The organism is Pseudoalteromonas sp. bablab_jr010 (assembly GCF_016464105.1).
Taxonomy (GTDB): Bacteria; Pseudomonadota; Gammaproteobacteria; order Enterobacterales; family Alteromonadaceae; genus Pseudoalteromonas; species Pseudoalteromonas simplex.
Genome location: NZ_JACDWV010000199.1, coordinates 1 through 23,829, shown reverse-complemented (window position 1 = coordinate 23,829; position 23,829 = coordinate 1). Strand labels below are relative to the sequence as shown.

At 41.6% G+C, this 23,829-nt stretch carries 20 protein-coding genes and 1 tRNA gene; 14 read left to right on the top strand and 7 right to left on the bottom strand.

What is annotated here, in order from left to right:
• Positions 1-131: 131 nt before the first annotated feature.
• The 5 genes from guaB to rimI all read left to right on the top strand — a co-directional run bounded on the left by guaB (position 132) and on the right by rimI (position 4,306).
• Positions 132-1,601 carry an IMP dehydrogenase gene (gene guaB / locus JIG37_RS19830; RefSeq protein ID WP_054551225.1) on the top strand — a complete coding sequence of 490 codons (1,470 nt, stop codon included), beginning with the start codon at positions 132-134 and terminating at the stop codon, positions 1,599-1,601.
• Between the two features lie 100 nt (positions 1,602-1,701).
• Positions 1,702-3,279: a glutamine-hydrolyzing GMP synthase gene (gene guaA / locus JIG37_RS19825; protein WP_054551226.1), complete on the top strand. Its 1,578-nt coding sequence runs from the start codon at positions 1,702-1,704 to the stop codon at positions 3,277-3,279.
• Between the two features lie 146 nt (positions 3,280-3,425).
• Positions 3,426-3,502 (top strand) — tRNA-Trp (locus JIG37_RS19820).
• Between the two features lie 68 nt (positions 3,503-3,570).
• On the top strand, positions 3,571-3,873 hold the full coding sequence (locus tag JIG37_RS19815) for a hypothetical protein (protein WP_054551229.1): 303 nt from the start codon (positions 3,571-3,573) through the stop codon (positions 3,871-3,873).
• Entirely contained in the window at positions 3,860-4,306 is a 447-nt protein-coding gene (gene rimI / locus JIG37_RS19810) for a ribosomal protein S18-alanine N-acetyltransferase (RefSeq protein ID WP_199530131.1), read from the top strand. The genes JIG37_RS19815 and rimI overlap by 14 nt, the downstream gene beginning before the upstream one ends.
• On the opposite strand, the gene JIG37_RS19805 is transcribed toward rimI, so the two are convergent.
• Entirely contained in the window at positions 4,303-6,957 is a 2,655-nt protein-coding gene (locus tag JIG37_RS19805) for a hybrid sensor histidine kinase/response regulator (RefSeq protein WP_199530130.1), read from the bottom strand. The genes rimI and JIG37_RS19805 overlap by 4 nt on opposite strands.
• Before the next feature lie 251 nt (positions 6,958-7,208).
• Here JIG37_RS19805 and prfC point away from each other — a divergent pair, with 251 nt between their 5' ends.
• The 4 genes from prfC (at position 7,209) to JIG37_RS19785 (ending at position 12,480) form a co-directional block, all read left to right on the top strand.
• On the top strand, positions 7,209-8,792 hold the full coding sequence (gene prfC / locus JIG37_RS19800) for a peptide chain release factor 3 (protein WP_054551232.1): 1,584 nt from the start codon (positions 7,209-7,211) through the stop codon (positions 8,790-8,792).
• A gap of 61 nt (positions 8,793-8,853) precedes the next feature.
• A complete protein-coding gene (argS, locus tag JIG37_RS19795) occupies positions 8,854-10,596 on the top strand; it encodes an arginine--tRNA ligase (RefSeq protein ID WP_138599630.1) in 1,743 nt (580 codons plus the stop codon).
• A gap of 471 nt (positions 10,597-11,067) precedes the next feature.
• Positions 11,068-11,706 carry a pyridoxamine 5'-phosphate oxidase gene (pdxH, locus tag JIG37_RS19790; RefSeq protein WP_199530129.1) on the top strand — a complete coding sequence of 213 codons (639 nt, stop codon included), beginning with the start codon at positions 11,068-11,070 and terminating at the stop codon, positions 11,704-11,706.
• On the top strand, positions 11,707-12,480 hold the full coding sequence (locus JIG37_RS19785) for a TatD family hydrolase (protein WP_138619825.1): 774 nt from the start codon (positions 11,707-11,709) through the stop codon (positions 12,478-12,480).
• Here the strand turns inward: JIG37_RS19785 and JIG37_RS19780 are convergent.
• The gene (locus JIG37_RS19780; protein WP_054551236.1) at positions 12,447-13,067 is read right to left on the bottom strand and encodes an AhpA/YtjB family protein; all 621 of its coding nucleotides are present in this window, start codon (positions 13,065-13,067) and stop codon (positions 12,447-12,449) included. The two genes, JIG37_RS19785 and JIG37_RS19780, sit on opposite strands and share 34 nt — an antisense overlap.
• A gap of 125 nt (positions 13,068-13,192) precedes the next feature.
• Here JIG37_RS19780 and serB point away from each other — a divergent pair, with 125 nt between their 5' ends.
• A complete protein-coding gene (gene serB, locus JIG37_RS19775) occupies positions 13,193-14,212 on the top strand; it encodes a phosphoserine phosphatase SerB (RefSeq protein WP_199530128.1) in 1,020 nt (339 codons plus the stop codon).
• Here serB and JIG37_RS19770 read toward each other — a convergent pair.
• Positions 14,195-16,675, bottom strand: a complete 2,481-nt coding sequence (locus JIG37_RS19770; RefSeq protein WP_199530127.1) for a PilZ domain-containing protein — start codon at positions 16,673-16,675, stop codon at positions 14,195-14,197. The two genes, serB and JIG37_RS19770, sit on opposite strands and share 18 nt — an antisense overlap.
• A gap of 326 nt (positions 16,676-17,001) precedes the next feature.
• Between JIG37_RS19770 and radA the strand changes: the two genes are divergently transcribed.
• Entirely contained in the window at positions 17,002-18,387 is a 1,386-nt protein-coding gene (gene radA, locus JIG37_RS19765) for a DNA repair protein RadA (RefSeq protein ID WP_054551239.1), read from the top strand.
• Positions 18,388-18,428: 41 nt separating this feature from the next.
• Complete coding sequence (locus JIG37_RS19760; RefSeq protein ID WP_138619821.1) at positions 18,429-19,361, top strand: hypothetical protein; 933 nt, start codon at positions 18,429-18,431, stop codon at positions 19,359-19,361.
• 21 nt (positions 19,362-19,382) lie between these two features.
• Here the strand turns inward: JIG37_RS19760 and JIG37_RS19755 are convergent, their stop codons facing one another.
• A complete protein-coding gene (locus tag JIG37_RS19755) occupies positions 19,383-19,721 on the bottom strand; it encodes a BON domain-containing protein (RefSeq protein ID WP_054551241.1) in 339 nt (112 codons plus the stop codon).
• 221 nt (positions 19,722-19,942) lie between these two features.
• Complete coding sequence (gene srmB, locus JIG37_RS19750; RefSeq protein ID WP_055198154.1) at positions 19,943-21,175, bottom strand: ATP-dependent RNA helicase SrmB; 1,233 nt, start codon at positions 21,173-21,175, stop codon at positions 19,943-19,945.
• 76 nt (positions 21,176-21,251) lie between these two features.
• On the opposite strand from srmB, the gene JIG37_RS19745 reads away from it, so the two are divergent.
• Complete coding sequence (locus JIG37_RS19745; protein WP_199530126.1) at positions 21,252-21,950, top strand: methyltransferase; 699 nt, start codon at positions 21,252-21,254, stop codon at positions 21,948-21,950.
• A 3-nt stretch (positions 21,951-21,953) separates the two neighbouring features.
• Here JIG37_RS19745 and JIG37_RS19740 read toward each other — a convergent pair whose 3' ends face one another.
• Both JIG37_RS19740 and JIG37_RS19735 read right to left on the bottom strand, forming a co-directional pair.
• Positions 21,954-22,637 carry a hypothetical protein gene (locus JIG37_RS19740; RefSeq protein ID WP_054551244.1) on the bottom strand — a complete coding sequence of 228 codons (684 nt, stop codon included), beginning with the start codon at positions 22,635-22,637 and terminating at the stop codon, positions 21,954-21,956.
• A 58-nt stretch (positions 22,638-22,695) separates the two neighbouring features.
• Positions 22,696-23,130, bottom strand: a complete 435-nt coding sequence (locus JIG37_RS19735) for a hypothetical protein (RefSeq protein ID WP_199530125.1) — start codon at positions 23,128-23,130, stop codon at positions 22,696-22,698.
• Between the two features lie 104 nt (positions 23,131-23,234).
• On the opposite strand from JIG37_RS19735, the gene JIG37_RS19730 reads away from it, so the two are divergent.
• Complete coding sequence (locus JIG37_RS19730; protein ID WP_199530124.1) at positions 23,235-23,663, top strand: DUF2147 domain-containing protein; 429 nt, start codon at positions 23,235-23,237, stop codon at positions 23,661-23,663.
• Positions 23,664-23,829: the final 166 nt, after the last annotated feature.

Below are 23,829 nucleotides of genomic sequence, written 5' to 3'. Positions count from 1 at the left end.
AAACCCCAGTAAAAAATTCTCTGCGTACTCTAACATAAATAAATGAATAATTTTATTTACTCATGCTCATAACGCTGATAAAATTTGGCCGCAATTCCTTATACTCAGATCCACATGTGAGAAGTTGCACTATGCTAAGAATCGCTAAAGAAGCTCTTACCTTTGACGACGTACTTTTAGTACCAGGTCATTCTACTGTTTTGCCACACACGGCAAATATTTCAACTCGCTTAACGCGTGGTATCAATCTTAACTTGCCGCTAGTTTCAGCATCTATGGATACTGTAACAGAAGCACGCTTAGCGATTGCTCTAGCGCAAGAGGGCGGTTTAGGTTTCATCCACAAAAACATGACAATCGAAGAGCAAGCTAAAAACGTTCGTAAAGTTAAAACTTACGAAGCGGGCATTGTTTCTTTCCCTGTTACTGTGACTGCGGATCTTACAATTGCTGATGCTATCGCGCTTTCAGAAGACAAAGGTTTTTCAGGTTTCCCTGTAACCGACGCTGACAATAACCTTGTTGGTATTGTGACAAGCCGTGATATGCGTTTTGAAACGAAACTTGAGCAACCTGTTTCTACAGTAATGACGAAAAAAGAATCGTTAGTGACTGTTAAAGAAGGTGCAGACCGTGATGAAATCTTAGGTCTAATGCACGAGCACCGTATCGAAAAAATTCTCGTAGTTGATGATGCATTTAAACTGAAAGGCATGATCACTGTAAAAGATTATCAAAAAGCACAAGACAAGCCGCATGCATGTAAAGACGAGCAAGGTCGTCTACGTGTAGGTGCAGCTGTTGGTGTTGGCGCGGGTACTGATGAGCGTATCGCAGCACTTGTTGAAGCAGGTGTTGACGTATTACTTATCGATACATCACATGGCCACTCACAAGGTGTTATCGACCGTGTTGCACAAACACGTCAAGCATACCCAGATCTACAAATCGTAGCAGGTAACGTTGCAACAGCTGAAGGCGCGATTGCCCTTGCTGATGCGGGTGTTGATGCTGTTAAAGTTGGTATCGGCCCTGGTTCTATCTGTACTACTCGTATCGTAACAGGTTGTGGTGTTCCACAAATTACTGCTATTTCTGACGCAGTTGAAGGCTTAAAAGGCCGTGATATTCCTGTTATTGCTGACGGTGGTATCCGTTTCTCTGGTGACATCGTAAAAGCACTTGTTGCTGGTGCATCATGTGTAATGGTGGGTTCAATGTTAGCGGGTACTGAAGAAGCACCGGGTGAAGTTGAGCTATATCAAGGTCGTTACTACAAATCATACCGTGGTATGGGTAGCCTTGGTGCGATGGACCAAAAAGAAGGTTCATCAGACCGTTACTTCCAAAAATCAAACGAAGCAGACAAGCTTGTTCCTGAAGGTATCGAAGGCCGTGTTGCTTATAAAGGTCCTATCGCGACAATCATTCACCAACAAGTGGGCGGTCTTCGCAGTGCAATGGGCTTAACAGGCTGTGCAACAATTGAAGAGTTAAATACTAAACCTCAATTTGTTCGCGTGACTTCAGCTGGTATGGGTGAGTCACACGTTCACGACGTGCAAATCACTAAAGAAGCGCCAAACTACCGCTTAGGTTAATTACCTTAAGGTATTGAAATTACATGGGCTAGCATTTGCTAGCCCTAATTTATTGACCATCTCCCTTTGGGAGAGCAGTTCCTGACTAACGAGATACTCCATGAGCAAAGACATTCACGATTCACGAATTCTCATTTTAGATTTTGGTTCGCAATACACACAGTTAATCGCACGTCGTATACGTGAGATTGGTGTTTACTGTGAGCTATGGGCATGGGATGTAACTGAAGAGCAAATCCGCGAATTTAATCCACAAGGTATTATTTTGTCGGGTGGCCCTGAGTCTACAACACTTGAAAACAGCCCACGTGCTCCTGAGTATGTATTTAACGCAGGCGTTCCAGTACTTGGTATCTGTTACGGCATGCAAACAATGGCAACGCAACTAGGTGGTAGCGTTCACAGCTCTGATAAGAAAGAGTTTGGTTATGCACAAGTTGAAAAAGTAGGTAACTGTGCGTTATTCGATGCTATCGAAGACCACATTACTGACGGCGGTGCAGGCGTACTAGATGTTTGGATGAGCCACGGCGATAAAGTGATGGAAGTACCAGAGACTTTCAAAACAACGGCTAAAACTTCAACATGTCCACATGCGGCAATGTCTTGGGAAGAAAAACGTTTTTATGGCGTACAGTTCCACCCAGAAGTAACTCATACTCACCAAGGTTTACGCTTACTTGAGCGCTTCGCGATTGATATCTGTGGCTGTGAGAAGCTATGGACACCAGCTAAAATCATCGACGATGCGATTGAGCGTATCAAGGAAACTGTAGGTGATGACGAAGTTATCTTAGGTTTATCTGGTGGTGTAGATTCATCTGTTGTTGCCATGCTTATTCACCGTGCAATCGGCGACAAGCTAACGTGTGTATTCGTTGATAACGGTCTTCTTCGTTTAAACGAAGGTCAGCAAGTTATGGATATGTTCGGCAACAAGTTTGGCCTAAACATTGTTAAAGTAGATGCTGAAGATCAATTCTTAGCAGACTTAGCAGGTAAGTCAGACCCAGAAGATAAGCGTAAAGCGATTGGTCATACCTTCATTAAAGTTTTTGACGAGCAAGCTAAAAAGCTGAAAAGTGCTAAATGGTTAGGTCAAGGTACTATCTACCCAGACGTAATCGAATCTGCTGCATCAGCAACAGGTAAAGCACATGTAATCAAGTCTCACCACAACGTAGGTGGTTTACCAGACGATATGGAAATGGGTCTTGTTGAGCCTTTACGTGAGCTATTCAAAGATGAAGTACGCAAAATTGGTCTTGAGCTTGGCCTACCATACGACATGCTTTACCGTCACCCATTCCCGGGTCCTGGTTTAGGTGTTCGTGTACTTGGTGAAATCAAGAAAGAGTACTGTGACTTACTACGTCGCGCAGACGCTATCTTCATTGAAGAGCTACACAAAGCTGAGCTATACCATAAAGTAAGCCAAGCCTTCACGGTATTCTTACCAGTTAAATCGGTAGGTGTAATGGGTGATGCGCGTAAATACGACTGGGTTGTATCGTTACGTTGTGTAGAAACAATCGACTTTATGACAGCACGTTGGTCACACTTACCATATGAATTCTTAGGTGTGGTTTCAAACCGCATCATCAACGAAATCGATGGTATCTCACGTGTTGTTTACGATATTTCAGGTAAGCCACCGGCAACAATCGAGTGGGAATAATTTTATTATTCTGACCTGAATTGGTACAAAAACGGCGGATTAGCTTGCTAATTCGCCGTTTTGTTTATTTAAGAAGCAGTTAAACTAAAAACTGTGTTTTTTTACTTTACCTTTGAAAAAAGCTCTATATAATTCGTCGTCATTGCAGGGGCGTAGTTCCAATTGGTAGAACAGCGGTCTCCAAAACCGACGGTTGGGAGTTCGAATCTCTCCGCCCCTGCCATTTCTTCCTTCTTTACTTTAATCGCAAATCTCCCTATATTACTTGCTCTTAATCATGATTGAGTTGTTATGAATCCAAGTTACGCTGCGATATTCTCTGTACAATCTTTAGAGTTGAATCAACACTATCGAACTGCGCCTGATACTTCTGGCGAACAGATACCAAACACTCAACAAGAAACACTGACGCTACCGTTACAGTTTCACCAAGACCTCGAAAAAGCATTTGCGCCGTTAGTTATTACCCAAATCGTTAAAGCAACGAGTATTAGCTGGCAAGAGGGCTGCTTAGGCTTACCAAGCGATAAGCTGAATGGCGAACAGAAAAAACAACTTTGGTCTTTAATCGGTGAACAACTTGATAAGCTTTAAACCTGTAGATGCAACCTATATTAGCCAGTTAATGGCTATCGAAAACGCCTGCCATAGTCACCCTTGGACAGAGAAAACCATGCTGTCGTGTTTAGCTGGGCGTTATTTTAACCTGGCCGCTTTTCAAGGTGATGAGATGCTAGGTTTTTATATTGGTGAACAAGCGGGCCCAGATTACACTTTAATGAATATTTGTGTTGCGCCGAAGTACCAAGGGCAGGGCATTGCTAAGCAGTTGTTAAATGCCTTTATTGAGCACGGCGAGCAGCACCAAGCCGAAAACCTATTTTTAGAAGTGCGTGAGTCTAATGCACCCGCTATTGGCCTGTATGAAAGTGCTGGCTTTTCACATATGTCGGTGCGCAAGAACTACTATCCAACCGCAACAGGCAATGAAGACGCTATTTTGATGGGGATGAGCTTTAGCCTTTAAGATGCTTCTTCAAGGGCATTGATAAGTGCATCGTAGCATTGCTCTACCTGATCAGTTTGATTACTGCGTAGCGCATTTTCAAGCTGACCCGCAGTCCTGTGAATAGCTTCAAAACTAAAACATCCCGCACTGCCTTTTAAGCTGTGTGCTAATGAACGTAGCGCTTCCCATTCTTTAGCGCGATACAACTGCACGACTTGGCTTAAATAATCAGGTAGTTTTGAGCGATAGTTGTCGTTAATTTGTTGGAACTTCTCACTTTTCAGTAAGTTTTCCCACTTGTTTTGACTGTCTTTTTCGATATGTAAGTAGCTTACAAGTACTTGCTCTAGGGCATCTTTGTCGATTGGTTTGGCGAGTGCTTCATCACAGCCCGCTTCAATATAGGTATCAACATCAGTCTTCATTACATTGGCCGTAAGCGCAATAATAGGGCCATCATAGGCTGCGTGACGTAGCATTTGCGTTGCTTCTAAGCCGCCCATAACTGGCATCTGCATATCCATGATGATCAGCTGATAATCATTAACTAATGCCATTTCTACTGCTTCTGCACCGTTTTTCGCGATGTCAGGCTCAAGTCCCCAGGTTTGTAACAATAGTTTGATCAGCAACTGGTTATCTGGGTTATCTTCGGCCACTAGTATATTGGCATCAAAGCTATTCGCTGCGAATGAAAGCTGAACGTCTTTACTTGGTGAGAGTTGCTCGTAGCTATGAATAAACGCCTCTGCTTGTAACTGCTCGGCGTTTAAATGAGCAGCAACTTGTATGGTAAAACAACTGCCGTTTCCAGGTTCACTAATAAGCTGTACATCACCGCCTAGCAACTGGGCTAAGTTCTTTGAAATACACAAACCAAGACCTGTACCGCCAAAGCGGCGAGTTGTCGTCGCATCGGCTTGTTCAAACGGTTTGAATACCCTTTCAACCTCACGCTCTGACATACCAATACCTGTGTCTTGAATCGCAAACTCTAAATGTTGTTTATTGCTGTTGTAGCTAATATCAATCGAGATGCTGCCTTTCTCAGTGAACTTAACTGCGTTGCTGGCAATATTGATCAAGATTTGTTTTAAACGTGTGGTATCGCTATTAATGGTTTTGGGTACTGGTAGTTGGTAGTTAATATTAAATGTAAGTTGTTTTTCATTAGCCAGTGGGCGAATAATTGAATCAATATCATGTATAAGCTGCACTACATTACATGGTCCGCGTTCAACGGCGAGTTTTTCAGCTTCTATTTTTGATAAATCAAGAATGTTGTTAATAAGCTCAAGCAAGTGCTTAGAGTTACGTAAAATAGTGCTTAAATGCTGCTCATCATTCACCGCATCTTTGTTGTGCAGAAGTTGCTCTGTAAAGCCCATAATTGCGGTAAGTGGAGTACGAATTTCATGACTCATATTCGCTAAAAAGCGACTTTTCAGTTGGTTTGCTTGTTCAGCTTGCGCAATGGCTACTTCTAGCTTGCTGTTCATTGCTTCGAGTGCTTTCGTTCTGCTCTCTACTTTTTCTTCTAGGTGATGTTTATATTCTTCAAGCTCGTCTTGGTAATGACGAATTTGGTTCACCATGTGATTAAAATCGTTGAAAAGCACGCCTACTTCATCGTTTGTGTGGGCTGGCAAGTACACAGATAAATCACCATCACCAACCCGATGACTTGCCGCACCTAATAGTTCAACTGGGGTTAGCAGTAAGTTGCGTACCACAATATAGATAAGAATAGGCAGCGAAATCACAGAAATAATAACTATAAGTGCTGTGATTAAACTAATGGCTTTACCTGACTGGTAAAGTAAATCTTTAGGGGTGGTTGAGATCAAATAATCGCCATCAGTCATTTCAACTGCGTAAATTATGCGTTCTTCTTTATCAATACTTGAAAGTTCGATATTGGCAAGTTTGCCGTAGTTAGCGAGTTGTTTAATTTGCTCAAGCTCATATTCACTTAAATAATTGCCGCGTAAGTCATAGTCGGAGCTAAATAAAATCTGCCCCTTAGTCGTTAAAAATAAATTTAGCGTGTTATTAAATGGTGCTTCTAGAATACTAGCATTCAATATTGATGGTTCTACATGCACAACAATAAACCCCAGTTGCTGCGGCTGTTTTAAGTAGTAATCAATATTATAAATGGGGTGCACAAAGTAGAGGCTAGTAGAGCCATCTTCTTTGGGGATCATGAATTGTTGCTGGCGTAAATTCGATTGTAGCACTTGCTCAAAAAACGGGTAACTTTTAGGTGCGGGAGTTAATTGACTTGAATAAAATGCATCGCTTTTACCGTCTGGGGCAACATAATTAATGCTAACAATATCTGGGTAAGCTTCTGAATAGCTTGCAAATACATTCATCAACTCGCCAAGACGTTCAATGTATTGGTTTTTTGAGTCAGGTTCGCGGGCTAAAAAGTCTGCTAATACAGGAGAGGTTGAGAGTAGCTTAGTAATCGAGTGAAATGAGTCAATGTAATTAAAGATTTTTTGTTGCTGTTGCTCAACAAAGCGACTGACAATAAGTTCAGCTTGTTTTTTTGTTGAATTGGTCACATTTGTTAATGTAAAGCCACCTAAAAACAACAAAGGTAAGATCACTAATGGTGTGATATACCACAATAATCGAATACTGAGCTTACTGGTTTTCATGACCTAAATTGACATCCCTCCGTGCAATTTATCAATAGTATGCGTTACAACTTGATTACACAAGCCTAGCAAAAAAGTGAACAACGAAAATACCCAACTAAAAGGGAGTAATTACTCGCAATCGCTGCTTTTTTGGCTAAGACAAACAAGGTATAATGCTCGGCAATTCTATTTTATTTTTACAGTGCGCACCGAGCTTTATAATTTATAAGGCAGTTAAGTGCGCTTTGTTATGACTAAAAGCAGCTTACATGTCTAATTTAACTACCGAAATTAATAAACGACGCACCTTTGCGATCATCTCGCACCCGGATGCGGGTAAAACCACGATTACAGAAAAAGTTCTGTTATTCGGACAAGCGATTCAAAAAGCGGGTACCGTAAAGGGTCGTGGCTCAAACCAGCACGCAAAATCAGACTGGATGGAAATGGAAAAAGAACGTGGTATCTCGGTAACTACGTCTGTTATGCAATTTCCTTACAATGAGCGTCTAGTTAACTTACTTGATACTCCGGGACACGAAGACTTCTCTGAAGATACTTATCGTACACTGACTGCGGTTGACTCATGCCTAATGGTCATCGACGCAGCGAAAGGTGTTGAGGATCGTACTCGTAAATTAATGGAAGTAACACGCTTACGTACCACACCTATCGTAACTTTCATGAATAAGTGTGACCGTGATATTCGTGATCCAATGGAGTTATTAGACGAAGTTGAAACTGAGCTAAACATTGCTTGTGCGCCGGTAACTTGGCCGATTGGTTGTGGTAAAGAGTTTAAAGGTGTGTATCACATCCACCGTGAAGAAACGATTTTGTATAGCACAGGTCAAGGCCACACAATTCAAGAAGTTCGCGTTATCAAAGGTTTAGATAACCCTGAGCTTGATACTGCGATTGGTAGCGAACTTGCTGAGCAGCTTCGTGAAGAGCTAGAGTTAGTAATTGGTGCATCACACGAGTTTGATTTAGATCTGTTCTTAGCGGGCGAACTATCACCAGTCTACTTTGGTACAGCACTTGGTAACTTTGGTGTTGACCATGTTCTTGATGGCTTAACTGAGTGGGCTCCTGCGCCATTACCACGCGAAACAGAAGACCGCCAAGTTGCTGCAACAGAAGATAACTTCTCTGGCTTCGTATTTAAAATCCAAGCGAACATGGACCCTAAACACCGTGACCGTATCGCCTTTATGCGTATAGTATCTGGCAAATATAGCCAAGGTATGAAGATGAACCATGTGCGTATTGGTAAGCAAGTGAGTATTTCTGATGCGGTAACCTTTATGGCTGGTGATCGTGAGCGAGCGCAAGATGCTTACGCAGGTGACATCATTGGTTTACATAACCACGGTACAATTCAAATTGGTGATACCTTCACGCAAGGTGAAAAAATGAAGTTTGGTGGTATTCCTAACTTCGCGCCAGAATTATTCCGTCGTATTCGCTTAAAAGATCCATTAAAACAAAAGCAATTGTTAAAAGGCTTAGTTCAGTTATCTGAAGAAGGTGCTGTGCAAGTATTTAGACCGCTTATTAATAACGACCTTATCGTTGGTGCGGTCGGTGTACTACAGTTTGACGTAGTTGTTGCGCGCTTAAAAGCAGAATACAACGTTGATGCGATTTACGAAGGTGTGAGTGTTAACACTGCACGTTGGGTAAGCTCAGACGATACCAAAAAGCTTGAAGAGTTTAAGCGTAAGTGCGAAAGCAACTTAGCGCTTGATGGTGGCGATAACCTTACTTATATCGCGCCAAGCCGTGTAAACCTAAACTTGTCGATGGAACGCTATCCAGACATCAAGTTTAACCACACGCGCGAAAACTAATACGCTAAGTCTGCTTCAAATTTAAGTGCCCGTACAGCGGGCCATAAAGGTAAAAATTACAATGAATATTCGTACTCTTTTAATCGACAAAGCAATTGCTGCTATGGTTGCAGCAGGGTTACCTGAAGACACTAATCCAGCGGTAACACAAAGTACACGTCCACAGTTTGGTGATTATCAAATCAATGGCGCAATGGGCGCGGCTAAAAAATTAAAATCAAACCCGCGTGAACTTGCACAAAAAATTATTGATAACCTAGACCTTGCAGATATCGCAGAAAAAACAGAAATCGCGGGTCCTGGTTTTATCAACATTCACTTAAAGCCTGAGTTCTTATCAGCTAGCTTAAAAGCAGCAAACGAAGACGAAAAGCTAGCAGTTGCGCCACATGCAACAGCACAAAAAGTAGTTGTTGATTACTCATCACCTAACCTTGCTAAAGAAATGCACGTAGGTCATTTACGTTCAACCATCATTGGTGATGCGGTTGTTCGTGCCCTTGAGTTCCGTGGTGATGAAGTTGTTCGTCAAAACCACATGGGTGACTGGGGGACTCAGTTTGGTATGTTAATCGCGCACTTAGAAGATCAAATCAACCAAGGTGTAGACTTAGAGTCTGTAGCGCTGGCCGATCTTGAAACCTTCTACCGTGATGCGAAAAAACGCTTTGATGATGAAGAAGGGTTTGCCGACAAAGCCCGTAATTACGTTGTTAAATTACAAAGCGGCGACGCACACTGCGAAAAGCTGTGGAAGTTATTCATTGCCACTTCTGTAAAGCATTCTGAAGAAGTTTATAAGCGTCTAAACGTAACACTTACGCAAGATGACATCATGGCAGAAAGTGCTTACAACAGTGAACTTGCAAACATCATCGCACTATTGAAAGACAAAAATATTGCCGTTGAGTCTGATGGCGCACAAGTCGTGTTCTTAGATGAGCTTGCTAACAAAGACGGCGAGCCTTCAGTGTTTATCGTACAGAAATCAGGTGGTGGTTTCTTATATGCGACAACTGACTTAGCTGCTTGTGATTACCGCTCAAATAAACTGGGTGCTGATCGCATCTTAATCTTTGTAGATGCACGTCAAAGCTTACACTTCAATCAAGTTGAGCTAACCGCACGTAAAGCAGGTTTATTACGTGATGAAACAAGTTATGAGTTCTGCCCATTCGGCACCATGATGGGTGAAGACGGTAAGCCATTCAAAACACGTACTGGCGGTACCGTTAAGCTTGCTGATTTACTTGAAGAGTCAATCACTCGTGCCGCAGCTAAACTAGCTGAGCGTGAGTCAGACTTAAGCGACGAAGAGCGTAGCGAAATTGCCCGTAAAGTAGGTATTGGCGCAGTAAAATATGCGGATCTTTCTAAGCACCGTACTAGCGACTATATCTTCAACTGGGACACAATGCTGAGCTTTGAAGGTGCGACAGCGCCTTACTTACAATATGCATATACACGTGTTCGCAGTATCTTCCGTAAATCAGGTATTGATGCGGCGTCATTAACAGCAGACGTTGCAATCAACGAGCCGCAAGAAAAAGCGCTGGCACTTAAACTTCTTCAGCTAGAAGAAGTACTCGATCTAATGATCAGCGAAGCGACACCGCACGTATTATGTGGATACCTATACGAACTAGCAAGCCTATACATGACGTTCTACGAAGCATGCCCAGTTCTAAAAGAAGGCGTAGAGCCAAGTGTTCGTGACAGCCGTTTAGTACTTTGTAATTTGGTTGCGAAGACACTGAAATCAGGATTGGATCTTTTAGGTATCGAAGTCATGGAGCAAATGTAATCTGCTTCGTGTAGTTCGCTTTGACTGCGTTGTCGTGCTTTTTTAACCGAAGTCACATACAAAACACGTATGCTCCTTGGTATAAAAAAGCACTTCGCCTTGTCAGCACTCCTACACTTGCAGAACGTTTAAGAGCTCGTAGGGATAAGTCGGTTTTCCGCCTTGTCTTAGGCTAAACTACCTAGGTGAATTCTGCTTCGTAGGTTGGGTAGAGCGCAGCGAAACCCAACATAAATCGCAGGCCCTAGACTCTAGGCGCTAGGGGAGTAGCTTGTAGAGCCTAGAACTTAGCTTCGTAGGTTGGGTAGAGCGTAGCGAAACCCAACAAATTGACAGCTCAATAACCTTGATTAATCTTTAGCTGATAGCTGATAGCTGATAGCTGATAGCTGATAGCTGATAGCTGATAGCTGATAGCTGATAGCTGATAGCTGATAGCTGATAGCTGATAGTAGCGATAGAGGGAATTTTATGAAACTTGAAGATATTCGCCGTGAATATTTACAGGATGGTTTATCTGAAGACATGCTTGATGCATCTCCAATCAAGCAGTTTGAGAAATGGCTTGAGCAAGCTGTTGCAACTAATTTGCCTGATCCTACGGCGATGGTCGTTGCAACGGTTGATGAGCATGGTCAGCCTTCGCAGCGTATTGTGCTGTTAAAGCATCTTGATGAAAATGGCTTTGTGTTTTTTACTAATACCGGCTCGCGCAAAGCGCAGGAGCTAAAAGGTAACAACAAAATTTCTCTGCATTTCCCATGGCACCACATGGAGCGACAAGTCATAGTCTACGGCGAGGCTAAACCCTTACCAACAACTGCTGTGGCTAAGTACTTTTTAACGCGTCCTAAAGAAAGCCAGTTAGCTGCATGGGCTTCTCAGCAAAGTCGTCCAGTGTCATCACGTAAGGTATTAATGGAAACATTTGCGAAAATGAAGCAAAAGTTTTCTGAGGGTGAAATTCCATTGCCTGATTTTTGGGGAGGCTATTGTGTTGAGCCTACTAAAATTGAATTTTGGCAAGGCGGAGCACACCGCTTACATGACCGCTTTATGTATCAACGCCAAGCCGATGGTAGTTGGCAGTTTGGCCGCTTAAATCCGTAAATGCGTTTTATCGATTCCCACTGTCACCTTGATTTTAGCGAATTTGATGAGACTCGCACAGAGCTTATCACAGCATGCAAGCAAGTAGGGATCGAGCACTTTATTGTGCCGGGTGTGAGCTTGGCGCAATCGACAAAACTATTATCGTTTACTAAATCAGAGCCGAGTATTTCAGTGGCTTTAGGTTTACATCCTTATTTTTTATCTGATCACCAAACTCATCATCTCGCTGAACTAGAGCAATTAGCGAAAACCCATTCAGGGCAGTTTATTGCCATCGGTGAGTGCGGCCTTGATCGAAGCATCGATAACCTCGATAAACAAACGCAGTTATTTGAAGGACAGATAGAGCTTGCCAACCAACTCGCTTTACCACTTATTGTGCATCACAGGCAAAGCCATGATTTAATTGCTCGCTCATTTAAGCGCTGCAAACCAAAGTTTGGCGGGGTAATTCATGCCTTTTCTGGCTCAGAACAACAAGCTCAGAGTTATATAAAACAAGGATTTAAACTTGGTGTTGGTGGTGTGATAAGTTACCCGCGTGCTGCTAAAACTCGTAAAGTTATCAGCTTAATTGAGCTGCAGCATTTAGTGCTTGAAACCGACTCGCCATCAATGCCGCTGGCAGGTTTTCAAGGGCAGGTTAATACGCCGCTAAAGGTGCGCGATGTATTTACTCATTTATGTGAGCTTAAAGGCGCGACAGGCGATGCAAAGCTGCAACTAGCTGCAGAACTCTACGATTCTTGCTCTGAACTTTTCTTGATATAACGATTTATTTGCCAAAGCTTCAAGCCTCGACCTAATTGCCAAGTGAATATACAGGTGATCACCAGCATTAATAACACTTGTCGCCCTAAGTCATGGAAATTACTGTGGCTGGTTGCAATAGAAGCCTGTGTTAAATAGGTTATCGATACAAAACCAATTGGCCTTTCATTATCACTTATCACAGGCTCTACAAATGGGGTTTTAAGCTTACTTATACCAGGGGTTGAATCGGGTAATAAACCAAAGGTGTGGTGGCTTTGCCAATTATCACTGGCAGCAATTTGAATACCTTGCTGATCGTAAATCGTTGCCGCTAACACATACTCATCTTCAGCAATGTGATTACACAACGCATTTAATTCAGGTTTATTTTTTTCTTGTAGCGGCGTTTTGGCATTCAGTGCCATAAACTTGGTTAAGCTTATCGCTGTGCTATCAGCGCTATCATAAAGTAATTGGTGGCTTTGAAAGCTACTATTCATGGCAACCCAACTTAACAGCACAAAACAGGCTGTAGCCAAGCTTAAGCGCACAACACGTTGGCGATAAGTGGCTGAAAAGGGAATTTTAAGTTGGTTATTTTTCATAGTCACCGTATACGTTACTGACAGCATTTAATTTTGATGGTACAACATGATAACTTTAACAGCCCCTTGAGTGCGAGTGCCAAAAGCACTTCCAAGGACAGACATAAGTCTAATGTGGAGCCACTATGTCACAGCTTAGCTTAGCTGCTACACCTTCAGCAAATTTAGCTGAACAAATCAGCCTAAATTGCTGGTATAAAATTGAAAATAAACACCTTATTACAACAGACTTTACGCCAAAAGCAAATCAAGGCGTGTTCAGTATTGCTTTTGGTAATGAGCTTAATGCTGAGCAATTAGTCGCGATTAGTGATTTTTTAGCCGCGCAAGGGTTTAGTAATTTATCGCTTTGTTGTTATCAGCCAGTCGCAGACATGCCAGTAGCGTGGGGCTTTCATAGCGAAACAACAACAGTACTTAGTCCACTAGTATTAGTGGAATTTGCAAAGCAATTGGGTATTCAATTGGTGCAATTAACGGATCCGCCAACGGTAAATGAACCAGGCTTATTGCTGATGGATATGGACTCAACAGCTATTACTATTGAATGTATCGACGAAATTGCGCGCCTAGCCGATGTTTATGACGAAGTTGCAGCGGTAACCGCGCAAGCTATGGCTGGTCAACTAGATTTTGCACAAAGCTTAAAGCAGCGTGTTGCTAAGCTTGAAGGTATCGATGGTGACTTAATTGATGGCTTAAAAGCGCGTTTACCGCTGATGCCGGGGGTGAGTGAATTATGCCAATACCTAAAAGCGCATAATTGGCATTTAGCAATCGCATCAGGTGGCTTTGTGCCTTTTGCAGAGCAAGTGCAGTCACTGCTTGATTTAGATGAAGTGCATGCGAATACCCTTGAGTTCAAAGATAATCGTTTAACAGGCAAGGTCATAGGCACGATAGTTGATGCTGAGGAAAAAGCCCGTGTACTTAAACGAATCGAACAAAGGCTTACCTTAAATAACCGCCAAACTGTTGCCATGGGTGATGGAGCAAACGACTTAAAAATGATGGCTGCTGCAGGGCTTGGTGTTGCTGTGCACGGTAAACAGAAAGTAGTTGAGCAAGCACAAACAGCAATTAATGAAGGCTCATTACTACAAGTTGCCTACTTGCTTGGCCTACCATTAGATTACTCGCTTTAACCATGTTGCTTTGCGTTTACTCATTTCATTGATCAACCTTTGGTCAATATCAAAATGGGTAAGCGCTTCGTCGGTAATATCAATTATATCGCCTACGCCAGCTACTGCCCATAGCGCTTCTTCAAGATCTTTTGCTTTATGTAATGCGTACTGACTAATATATTTCAATTCATTCGCCAAATAATCAATATCAGGCCGCCCTGTGCGAGAAATGTACAGCCTGAAAATATATACTAAATCGCTTTTTAGTGCTTTTTTTACAAACAAGGTTTGTGGTTTATAGTCATCTTCACTAATACAACGACTAGTAATGGCATCGCTTATAACGGTTTTACGTGGGTCAAAGCGAACAAATAAAGTGAATGGTAACGGTGGGTCTTGGCGACTACGGTCTTTGACCAGCGGTGTGATCACTTCTGTAATTTGATCTGTCGATAAGAAACCATCGATACTAGTTGTTTCATTTAACAATCCAAAATTTTGTAATAAAACATGCAGTGGGCTTGGGTATAAGCCTTGGCCAATAGCGCCGGTTTTAAAATGCGCTGCTTCTTTATGTAAATAAAACGGAAACTGGCATACGCTTTTAGTCACCATATTTCTTAGTGCAGTAGATAGCCCTGGAATTTTAGGGGATTCTTCACAAACACGTAGCTTGTCTTTGTTGTTATCAATTAATACCGTGAAAAACTTAATTGCCATATGCGGTAAGTCAGTAATTCGATGCACTTTTAAATTCACGGTGGTCAGTGACTTACTCACCGCCATGACTTCATAAGCAAGGTTTGTTAAATCATGCTTTTTGGTGATTTTTTGCAATTCAGGCAAGTTTAATTTAATGATATCGCCTTTTTTGAACTCAACAGGCTGGTCGAACTCAATTTGTAAGCCCATCACAGATAAGTCACGGGTATGGCCTGTAATAGTTTGCTCATGGTGTTCTACACTTACAGCTGTTTTGTATAAATAGCGTTTATGAGCACGAAGGTTCACATACTCAAGCGCCACAGGCTCTAAATGAGGGGGCGTTTTATGCTTACTGTGACCAAACTGTTTAAGTTGGTTTACCGCATCTTTATTGTAATCAAGCTGTTGGTACGTTTGATGTTCAAACTTAGTACCGATTGCGGTCAAAATAAGTAGATATTTAACATCTTTGATCAACCCTTGCACACGAGGTGTCGGTGGCTTATTTAGTTTTTCGATGTTTTTACCAGCACTGCTTGGTAGCGACAGTGGAATATACGAATCTTCCGGATGGCTTGGCATCAACTGAAGCTTAAAGCATTGCCAGCTATCTTTCTGGCTACCAAATCCTAAAAATAAATTTTTTAAGTTTGGTTGGCTATCAAGCTCAGATCGAGTTGCAGAATAATAATAAATTTTCCCGGCAACGGTATGAGTAAAAGTATATAAATACTCTTCTTTAACAGCTTCTGGAGAGCTTAGTAAGTCTCCCAATCGTTGTTGATTGATGATGCTGTACAGGCAAGACAACTTACGCTCATCACAAAAATAGCGTTGAATAAAAATATTATTTTCTGTGGTTAGCGCAAGGCTAGGATATAGCTTATCACCCTGTAGGCTTAAAAAGGTATAAAGTGAGGTAACACGAGGGATATAGTATTGCTCGTAGCCTTTTGAAACAACAGCATCTAAGGTGTTGTCGAGATTAACCTTATAGCGACGTTTATTGCCATGGATAAAGCTTTCTAGAAACTCATCAAATTTTTCGTTATTTTCAATAAAGGTACGCTTTAGGCGTATATGGTTATATTCACGAGAAACTTTCTCTACCGCTACGATTTCATATTGAATACCGTTTTTTAAACCAAGCTCAAAATCTTGCTCTAAGCCAACTAAGCGAAGACCTATTAACTGACCTTTTTTAACTTGATAACGTGGAGCTAGTTTTATTTTAGCGCCGCTCAGAGAAATATCAGACGTTGATGCTGCAACTTTGTTGTCTTTATCGAGTTCAACGGTGATTTTAATTGAGTAATTCATCCGCTCTTCGCGGCGACTCTCGTATGATGCAAACTTAATAACCTTAGCTGGCTGCTCTGTAGCGGCACTATCGTCAGCTAAAGCTTGCTCAGCGGCTTTTTTCTGCATTACCCGGTGATTGTTTTCGGTGTTCATTACCGCTTCGTAAACAGCAAGAGTATAACCACCGTGGCGTTTTATAGCATCTTCGAACACTTCAATGGCGGTATCGTCCATAAAGTGTTGTTTGCCATCATATTCGTAGGGTTTGACTTGACCAGTTACTTGACCACGTAAATCAATAAAGCGAGCTACTGGCTGAGATAAGCGTGACATTTCCATTTTAATCAAAAACTGCTCTGGCTTCGTTAAGCTAGCTGTCTTTGATTTAAATAGTTTGTCAAACTTAGGAGTGCCTAAATGCGCCTTTAGCTCTTCAACTAGGCTCTCATATTTAAGCAAAATGTCTTCAGCCATTTATAAAACCATCACCGTCTATCTAAAAAAGTAGGTATACTTGCAGGCAGTACATTATTAAAACTTGAGTAATCGCTACTTTTTTATTGTATTAGTTATTGTTATAAGTACCTGCCAAATAAATGGCAAGATTTGTAAAGTTTTATTTATATGCAAAAAATGTGCCTTAAAGCACTTTTTATTGCGCTTATAGCTGTGTAAAAAAGCCGAACAGATTTAAGTTCAAAGGCTTCAGCTCATAAAACTACTATACATGAAATATTTAGCTAGTCAGTTTTTTAAGTTACTAATTAGTCAAAATAGAATAATTCAATAGGTAAGGCCGAATGGCAAAATCAGCAAAAATCGAATTTGTTTGCACTGAGTGCGGCATGAACTATCAGCGCTGGCAAGGGCAGTGTAAGTGCGGTGCATGGAATACACTTGCAGAATTTAAACCATCGGCAGGGCAATCAAAGCAAGCGGCAAGTCGTGCTGCAGTGGCAGGCTATGCCGGTATCGCAAGCGGTGGCTCAAAGAAAATCAACGAAGTTGCAACCACCGAGGCAGAAAAACGCCTTACCGAAATCGGTGAGTTAGACAGAGTATTAAGCGGTGGTGTAACGACAGGTTCCGTCAACATTATCTCAGGCGACCCTGGTGCCGGTAAAACGACTTTGTTGTCTGATTTAGTTGCACGTATGTCAAAGCTGATGCCGTCTTTATACTGTACAGCGGAAGAGTCTTTATCTCAGTTTAAAAACCGAGTGAATCGCTTGCGCTTAGATTATAACGAAGATGAGCTTTATTTGCTTTCTGAAACCAGTGTTGAAGCAATCATTGAAGAACTCGATAAAAACAAAATTAAATTTGCAGTTATCGATTCAATTCAGGCAGTGGTGACAGAAACGGCAAATGGTAGTCCAGGTTCACCGTCACAGGTAAAAAGTGCAGCTCAAGCATTAACGCAATACTGTAAGCAAAACGATGTAACTATGTTCATCATTGCCCATGTAAACAAAAATAACGAAATTGCTGGGCCGCAAACACTGGTACATATAGTTGATGCCTTACTGCATATTGATACTAACGATGGGCAAGTCAGAACATTGCGTGCCAATAAAAACCGTTTTGGTGATATCGACACAGTGGGTATTTTCAGAATGTGTGAACGTGGAATGCTGAGCGTTGATAACCCGAGCGAAATCTTTTTATCAGGTTCAAGCACAGAATCCCCAGGCTCAGCCATTACCTGTATACGTAAAGGTAACCGTAACTTACTACTCGAAATTCAATGTTTAACTACAGAAACCGAAGCTGAGTTTCCACAGCGGGTATGTGTTGGTTTGAACATGAACCGTATTAAGATGCTCACGGGAATTTTACGTAAACACACAAAGACAAAAATCTTTCACGACACCTTTTTTAATATTGTCGGTGGCTTAAAGATCGATGAGTCAGAGACTTGTATCGATTTAGCATTGGTTGCAGCATTATTAAGCAGCTTGAACGAATTTGTTGTACCACGCACTACCTGTATTATGGGCGAACTTAGTTTAAATGGTGATGTAAGACCAATCGACAGCGGCGTACCTCGAGTGAAGGAGGCTGCGCAACACGGCTTTACAGAGATTTTTATTCCGCATCGCAATTACCATAAATCAATGGAAGGGCTTGGCGCTAAGATCACGCCAGTGAAAACCGTGCATGAACTATTGTCGTTAATCAACTAATGATACACTGCTAAAAATTTACACCAATTAAAGGAAATAAAATGAAAAAGTTAATTATAGCAGCGGTTGTTGCTGCGGCTGTTGGCGGTGCGTTTTACGCAAACTACGCAGCTACACAGGAAGTAAAAAAGGTCGTTGATCAGCAAATAAGTGCATTATCAGCGCAAAGTGGTGTAGATATTACTTACAATGATATTTCAGCAAATGTATTTGCTAGCAGCATGCAGCTTTCAGGGATTAAGGTACAAAGCTATACTGGTGATGAGATGATTGCCACAATCGACAATATTGAAGTGACAGGATATGAAGTCGATGCAGTGCCGCCTCACACTGGTTTTGTAATGAAGAGCTTTCGTTTTAGTGATGACTTTTTAGCGCAACTTCCTGAAAATGCGAACAATAAGTTAGCATCTGCAAGCTATGACGTAAATTCATCGCTAGATTATGATAAAGACACTGGTAGCAGTGATTTTGCTTTAAACGTTATTGCAAACCAAGTTGCTGATGTGCGTTTTAACTTAGGCCTTGCCAACTCAACGCCATTAATGGAAGCATCAATGGCAATAAGTAAAATGCAAAATGAAGCGCAAGGTGCAGAGCTGACTTTAGAGCAACAACTGCAACAGCAATCAAAAATGATGGCTGCAATGACTCAACTTGAGCCACGTAGCATTAATATGTCGATCGCCGACGAAGGTGAGCTTAAAGCAGTTGTTGATAGTTTCTTAGAAGCACAAGGTATGAGCCACGAGCAGTTCCAACAGACTGTTGCCATGCAGTTACAACAGGCGCCAGTAAGTGAAGAGCTAGCAGCTGCTATCACAAACTTCGTAAGTGGATTGTCTGAATTAACTGTGTCAGCAAGCTTACCTGAAGGAAAAACCATGATGGAGATAAACCAACAGATTATGGCGTTAATGGGGCAGCCAGAAGAATTAGCTAGCTACATTAATTTACAAGCAAGCGGTAAATAAACCTCTGTTAAATTATTAACCTTAAAGTGTCGGGTTGTTTAATGCGTTCACTTTAAGGTTATTTCTGATCTGGGTTACACCATGACTGTGCTCCAAAAATTTCTGCGCTAAAGCACGTTGAAATCCTGTTTCTGCAATTCCTTTTAATTCAACAGTATTGCCATCGATAATCACCTGAAGATGTTTAATCTTAAAATTCGGATTATTTGTTAACTTTTTCAGGGCCATTTGTTGTAGGCGAGGTTGTGCCGATGTGCTGGTTGTTAGCACGCTAGTATTGGCACTCACATTCGTTGCGCAAGCAAGTAAAAAAATACAGCTTAATAAAGTAATTACTATGGTTAATTTGAAGCGGCTCATACAATTCCCTCGTTGTTCTAGTCTGCTGTGAACTATTGCTGAACCAGTTACAATTATTATTCCATTTTTTAAGTTTTTGAATTTAATTGATTTTCTATTTTTGCCGGTCTGTATGGGTAAAAAAGTGTGAACTAATTACACACTAAATAAGTAAAAAGGGTAGGGTACAAAAATGCCGAGGCAAGCTCGGCATTTTTACTTTTATGATGTTAAAGTTAAAACTACTTTTTCTTCTTCGTTTTAGCTTTGGCTTTTTTCTTTGCCTTCATTTTTACTGGATCTTTTTTCTTCTTAGATGGGATCTTCGCTTCTTTGTGCTGTGGCTCAAGCCCTTTAATTACGCGGCGTTTAAGCTTTTGCTCAATGTAGCGCTCAACTTTACCAACAATTGCCACATCATGAGCTTCAATAAATGATATCGCAATGCCTTTTTTACCAGCACGGCCAGTACGTCCTATACGGTGTACATATACGTCTGCGGTGCGTGGCATATCAAAGTTGATAACATGGCTGATATCAGCTACATCAATACCACGAGCAGCAACATCTGTTGCAACTAGGATATTGTTGCGGCCAGAGTGAAAGTTTTCCATCGCTTTCATGCGCTTATCTTGTGGCATTTCACCGCGTAACCAAGCAACACGAAGACCTTCGTTATTTAGCTCGCCAACCAGTGTCTCAAGGCGTTCACGAGTTTTAACAAACACAATTGCTTTATGAATGTCGTCACCATTTAACGTTTCAACCAACATTTTTAGCTTGTGGTCGTAGTCATCCGCAAGGTGAACCCATTGATGGATTTTGCCTTTTTCTTTACGTGAAGATTCGGCTTCAAGCAGTGCCGGATCGTTTAAGATTCGCTCTGCAAATAACTCAACGCTGTCACCTTCAAGGGTGGCTGAGAATAAGAAACATTGACGGCGGTTACGTGCTTCATCACAAATGCGTAGCATTTCTTTACGAAAACCCATGTCTAGCATGCGGTCAGCTTCATCAAGAATAAGCATTTCAACGTTTTCAGCATGGAAGTTCTCTGTTTCGAGGTACTCCATTAAACGCCCTGGTGTGGCAATGAGAATATCGTTATTGCTTTCGAAAATTTCTCTGTGTGTCCCGTAGTTTATACCACCTGTCACAACCCCAATTTTAAGATGAGTTTGTGCTGCGAGTAATTCACATTGCTCATGAATTTGGTAAGCAAGCTCACGGGTTGGTGTCATGATCAATACGCGTGCAAAGCCAGGATCGCGACGCGGGAAATCAAGCAAGTATTGAATTGCAGGGATCAAAAACGCGGCTGTTTTACCCGTACCAGTAGGGGCAGATGCCAAAATATCACGACCTTGAAGTGCTTCAGGGATCGCTTGTTGTTGAATACTGGTTGGCGTATCAAAACCCATTTTATTAATGGCATTTAACAGCTTGTTATCGATATCAAATTCAGAAAATTGCATAGAGTGACATAAATAGAGGACAATTGAGCCTAATTATACGCGTTAACGCGGCTGTGGTGAATGAAAAGGTGAAAAAATGTCAGGCTTTGTGTTTAAACAATTTACGGTAACGCAAACGCGCGCAGCGATGAAAGTATCGACCGATGGTATTTTGTTAGGGGCGTGGGCTGATGTGAGTGGTGCTAAGCGCATTTTAGACATTGGTACAGGCACAGGGTTGTTGGCGTTAATGGCAAAACAAAGAGCGCCTGATGCAAAAGTAAGTGCCATTGAAATTGATTCTGATGCCTGTAATGATGCTCGAGACAACTTTGCGGCTAGCCCATGGCCTGATATAAACCTTTTCGAAGGAGCTGTGCAGTCATTTAATGCAGCAGAGCCTTTTGATGCGATCATCACCAACCCACCTTATTTTAATGCGAGCCTAAAAGGTGATAATCATGCTCGAAATACTGCCCGCCATACTGATGGCCTTAGCTTCAGCGAATTAATAGCATCATGTTCTAGACTGAGTCACAGTAAAACACGCTTGAATGTGATCTTGCCTTGCGTAGAGGCAGAGCAATTCATTGCTGTTGCTGAGCAAGCGGGCTGGTACTTAAACCGCCATTGCTTGGTTCGCACCACCGACAAAAAGCAAGCGAGCCGAAGCCTGATGCTATTCAGCCAAAACAACGGTGAATGCGAAACAACGTCGTTAACCATACATGCAGCTGATGGCAGCTACAGCCAAGATTATAAGGAGCTATGTAAAGCTTTTTACCTAAAGATGTAATGGTTATTCAGCAATGCTCGCTTCAAGGCCATCTTCACTTAAGAGCAAGGTATATGACTGCCCATATGATGCGTCGCAGATTGAGACGGGTTCATAGACTCGCTTATCCTCATCGTTAATTCTTGATATTTTCAAGTCATCAGCGCAGTCATCAATGTGGTACCAGTAACTTAATTGATTCTGATATAAATTAACGAGTTGTTTTTCGACTTTTAAGCGAAGGTTTTCAGTTGCGAGAATACGAATCGCAAAAAAGTCATCTTTATTATCATTGGCTTTTTTGACGAGTGTTAAACGGAGCTTTTCAGCATTTTGCCAAGCAATAAAATGATAAGGTTGATCTTGAGCTACCTGATACATCTGTGTGGCTGAGTTACTTGTGTCGCTGTGATCGACTACATAAAAGGAAATACGACTGCGTTCATTGTGAGCATGTGTTACATCAACGGGAGGTGATTGCGATGCAAGCGTATCAACATAGTATTTAGAGTCTTTAAACTCTTGAGCATCACCAAATAAATCAGTGTTCGCCATGTAATAATCCACTTCTAAATCAGTGGTATTTACGAGCGTGTAATTGTTCTCATACATTTCGTCGCCAAAGTTATGAGTTTCTTCAACTTCTAATTCATCACACCCTGCGAGCAAAATGCTTGCGGCAGCTATTATTGGTAGCGCACTTTTCATTGTTATTCCTTTTACAAATGAAGGAGCTGTTTAGGCTAAACAAAAAGTCATTGTACCTTTATTGTTTGCTAAATTGTACCGGTGGTTGTAATTGCATGACTTCATCAAGCTGAATTTGCTGCACATATTCAAGCTTTAATAGGGTATCTAATACAGCTTTACTGTGCGACTTTTCTATTTCGGCGCTGCAAAAATCAATAATGCTAAAGCGACGCTTGATCAGCAGACCTTCGATGTCAGGTAAAGGATGTGTAGTTTCAATTAGTACGCGGGTTGTTGGACAAGGGTCAGCATAGCCTGAGCGTAATAATTTTTTTAAATTAAATAAGTTATCATCAAGCCGACCCAGCTCAATGGCGGCTTTGGCGCTGTCAGGAATAAATAATGGCTCAGCAAAGCGATTTATTTTTATTTCGCCCGTGGCGTTAATTGTAGCAACCTGATTACTGTCGTAACTGACAATATCACCGGTAATTAATGTGAATTGACTCATTGTGTTCCCTCGCAATGTTGTGTCGATTTCAGAGCTAAGCAAAATGGTGTGTTTGCTTAAGCCCTGATATAGTGCCAAAGTCTTAAGTTTTATACGAGTTTTTTATGTTCCGTTTATCAATTGTTTTATCTACCTTATTATTTTCTCAGTTGAGCTTTGCCGCATTGACGCCAGTGGGTCTTTGGAAAACTATTGACGAAGAAACGAATGAAGCGAAATCTTTAGTACGTATCAGTGAGCAAGATGGTGTATTGGTTGGTAGTGTTGAAAAAATCCTTAACCCAGCTAAGCAAGACGCAATCTGCGAAGAGTGTAAAGGTGATAAGAAAAATCAACCTATTCTAGGGTTACAAATTATAGAAGGTGCTAAAGATGCCGGTGATGGTAGCTGGCAAGAGGGTGAAATTCTTGACCCGAACAATGGTAAAACCTATACCCTTAAACTGACGCCACAAGAACAAGGTAAGGTGCTTGAAGTACGCGGCTATATTGCATTTTTCTATCGAAATCAATATTGGCAACGCGTTGAATAACCATTAAAAAAGCCAAGCAATGCTTTAATGCCTGTCAGTTAAGAGCTGACAGGCATTTTTTGGGGCTTTCGTTCAGGGTATCGACTGGGTCTCTTTTTCACACATCTTGGATAATGTCTTTCTCTTCGCTCTGGCAGTACAAAGGTTTCAGCCATTGCAATAAGTT

Excerpts from the sequence above, each read along its gene's own strand:
- guaB (WP_054551225.1), top strand. The coding sequence starts at position 132 with ATGCTAAGAATCGCTAAAGAAGCTCTTACCTTTGACGACGTACTTTTA.
- guaA (WP_054551226.1), top strand. The coding sequence starts at position 1,702 with ATGAGCAAAGACATTCACGATTCACGAATTCTCATTTTAGATTTTGGT.
- JIG37_RS19815 (WP_054551229.1), top strand. The coding sequence starts at position 3,571 with ATGAATCCAAGTTACGCTGCGATATTCTCTGTACAATCTTTAGAGTTG.
- JIG37_RS19805 (WP_199530130.1), bottom strand. The coding sequence starts at position 6,957 with ATGAAAACCAGTAAGCTCAGTATTCGATTATTGTGGTATATCACACCA.
- prfC (WP_054551232.1), top strand. The coding sequence starts at position 7,209 with ATGTCTAATTTAACTACCGAAATTAATAAACGACGCACCTTTGCGATC.
- argS (WP_138599630.1), top strand. The coding sequence starts at position 8,854 with ATGAATATTCGTACTCTTTTAATCGACAAAGCAATTGCTGCTATGGTT.
- pdxH (WP_199530129.1), top strand. The coding sequence starts at position 11,068 with ATGAAACTTGAAGATATTCGCCGTGAATATTTACAGGATGGTTTATCT.
- JIG37_RS19785 (WP_138619825.1), top strand. The coding sequence starts at position 11,707 with ATGCGTTTTATCGATTCCCACTGTCACCTTGATTTTAGCGAATTTGAT.
- JIG37_RS19780 (WP_054551236.1), bottom strand. The coding sequence starts at position 13,067 with ATGAAAAATAACCAACTTAAAATTCCCTTTTCAGCCACTTATCGCCAA.
- serB (WP_199530128.1), top strand. The coding sequence starts at position 13,193 with ATGTCACAGCTTAGCTTAGCTGCTACACCTTCAGCAAATTTAGCTGAA.
- JIG37_RS19770 (WP_199530127.1), bottom strand. The coding sequence starts at position 16,675 with ATGGCTGAAGACATTTTGCTTAAATATGAGAGCCTAGTTGAAGAGCTA.
- radA (WP_054551239.1), top strand. The coding sequence starts at position 17,002 with ATGGCAAAATCAGCAAAAATCGAATTTGTTTGCACTGAGTGCGGCATG.
- JIG37_RS19760 (WP_138619821.1), top strand. The coding sequence starts at position 18,429 with ATGAAAAAGTTAATTATAGCAGCGGTTGTTGCTGCGGCTGTTGGCGGT.
- JIG37_RS19755 (WP_054551241.1), bottom strand. The coding sequence starts at position 19,721 with ATGAGCCGCTTCAAATTAACCATAGTAATTACTTTATTAAGCTGTATT.
- srmB (WP_055198154.1), bottom strand. The coding sequence starts at position 21,175 with ATGCAATTTTCTGAATTTGATATCGATAACAAGCTGTTAAATGCCATT.
- JIG37_RS19745 (WP_199530126.1), top strand. The coding sequence starts at position 21,252 with ATGTCAGGCTTTGTGTTTAAACAATTTACGGTAACGCAAACGCGCGCA.
- JIG37_RS19740 (WP_054551244.1), bottom strand. The coding sequence starts at position 22,637 with ATGAAAAGTGCGCTACCAATAATAGCTGCCGCAAGCATTTTGCTCGCA.
- JIG37_RS19735 (WP_199530125.1), bottom strand. The coding sequence starts at position 23,130 with ATGAGTCAATTCACATTAATTACCGGTGATATTGTCAGTTACGACAGT.
- JIG37_RS19730 (WP_199530124.1), top strand. The coding sequence starts at position 23,235 with ATGTTCCGTTTATCAATTGTTTTATCTACCTTATTATTTTCTCAGTTG.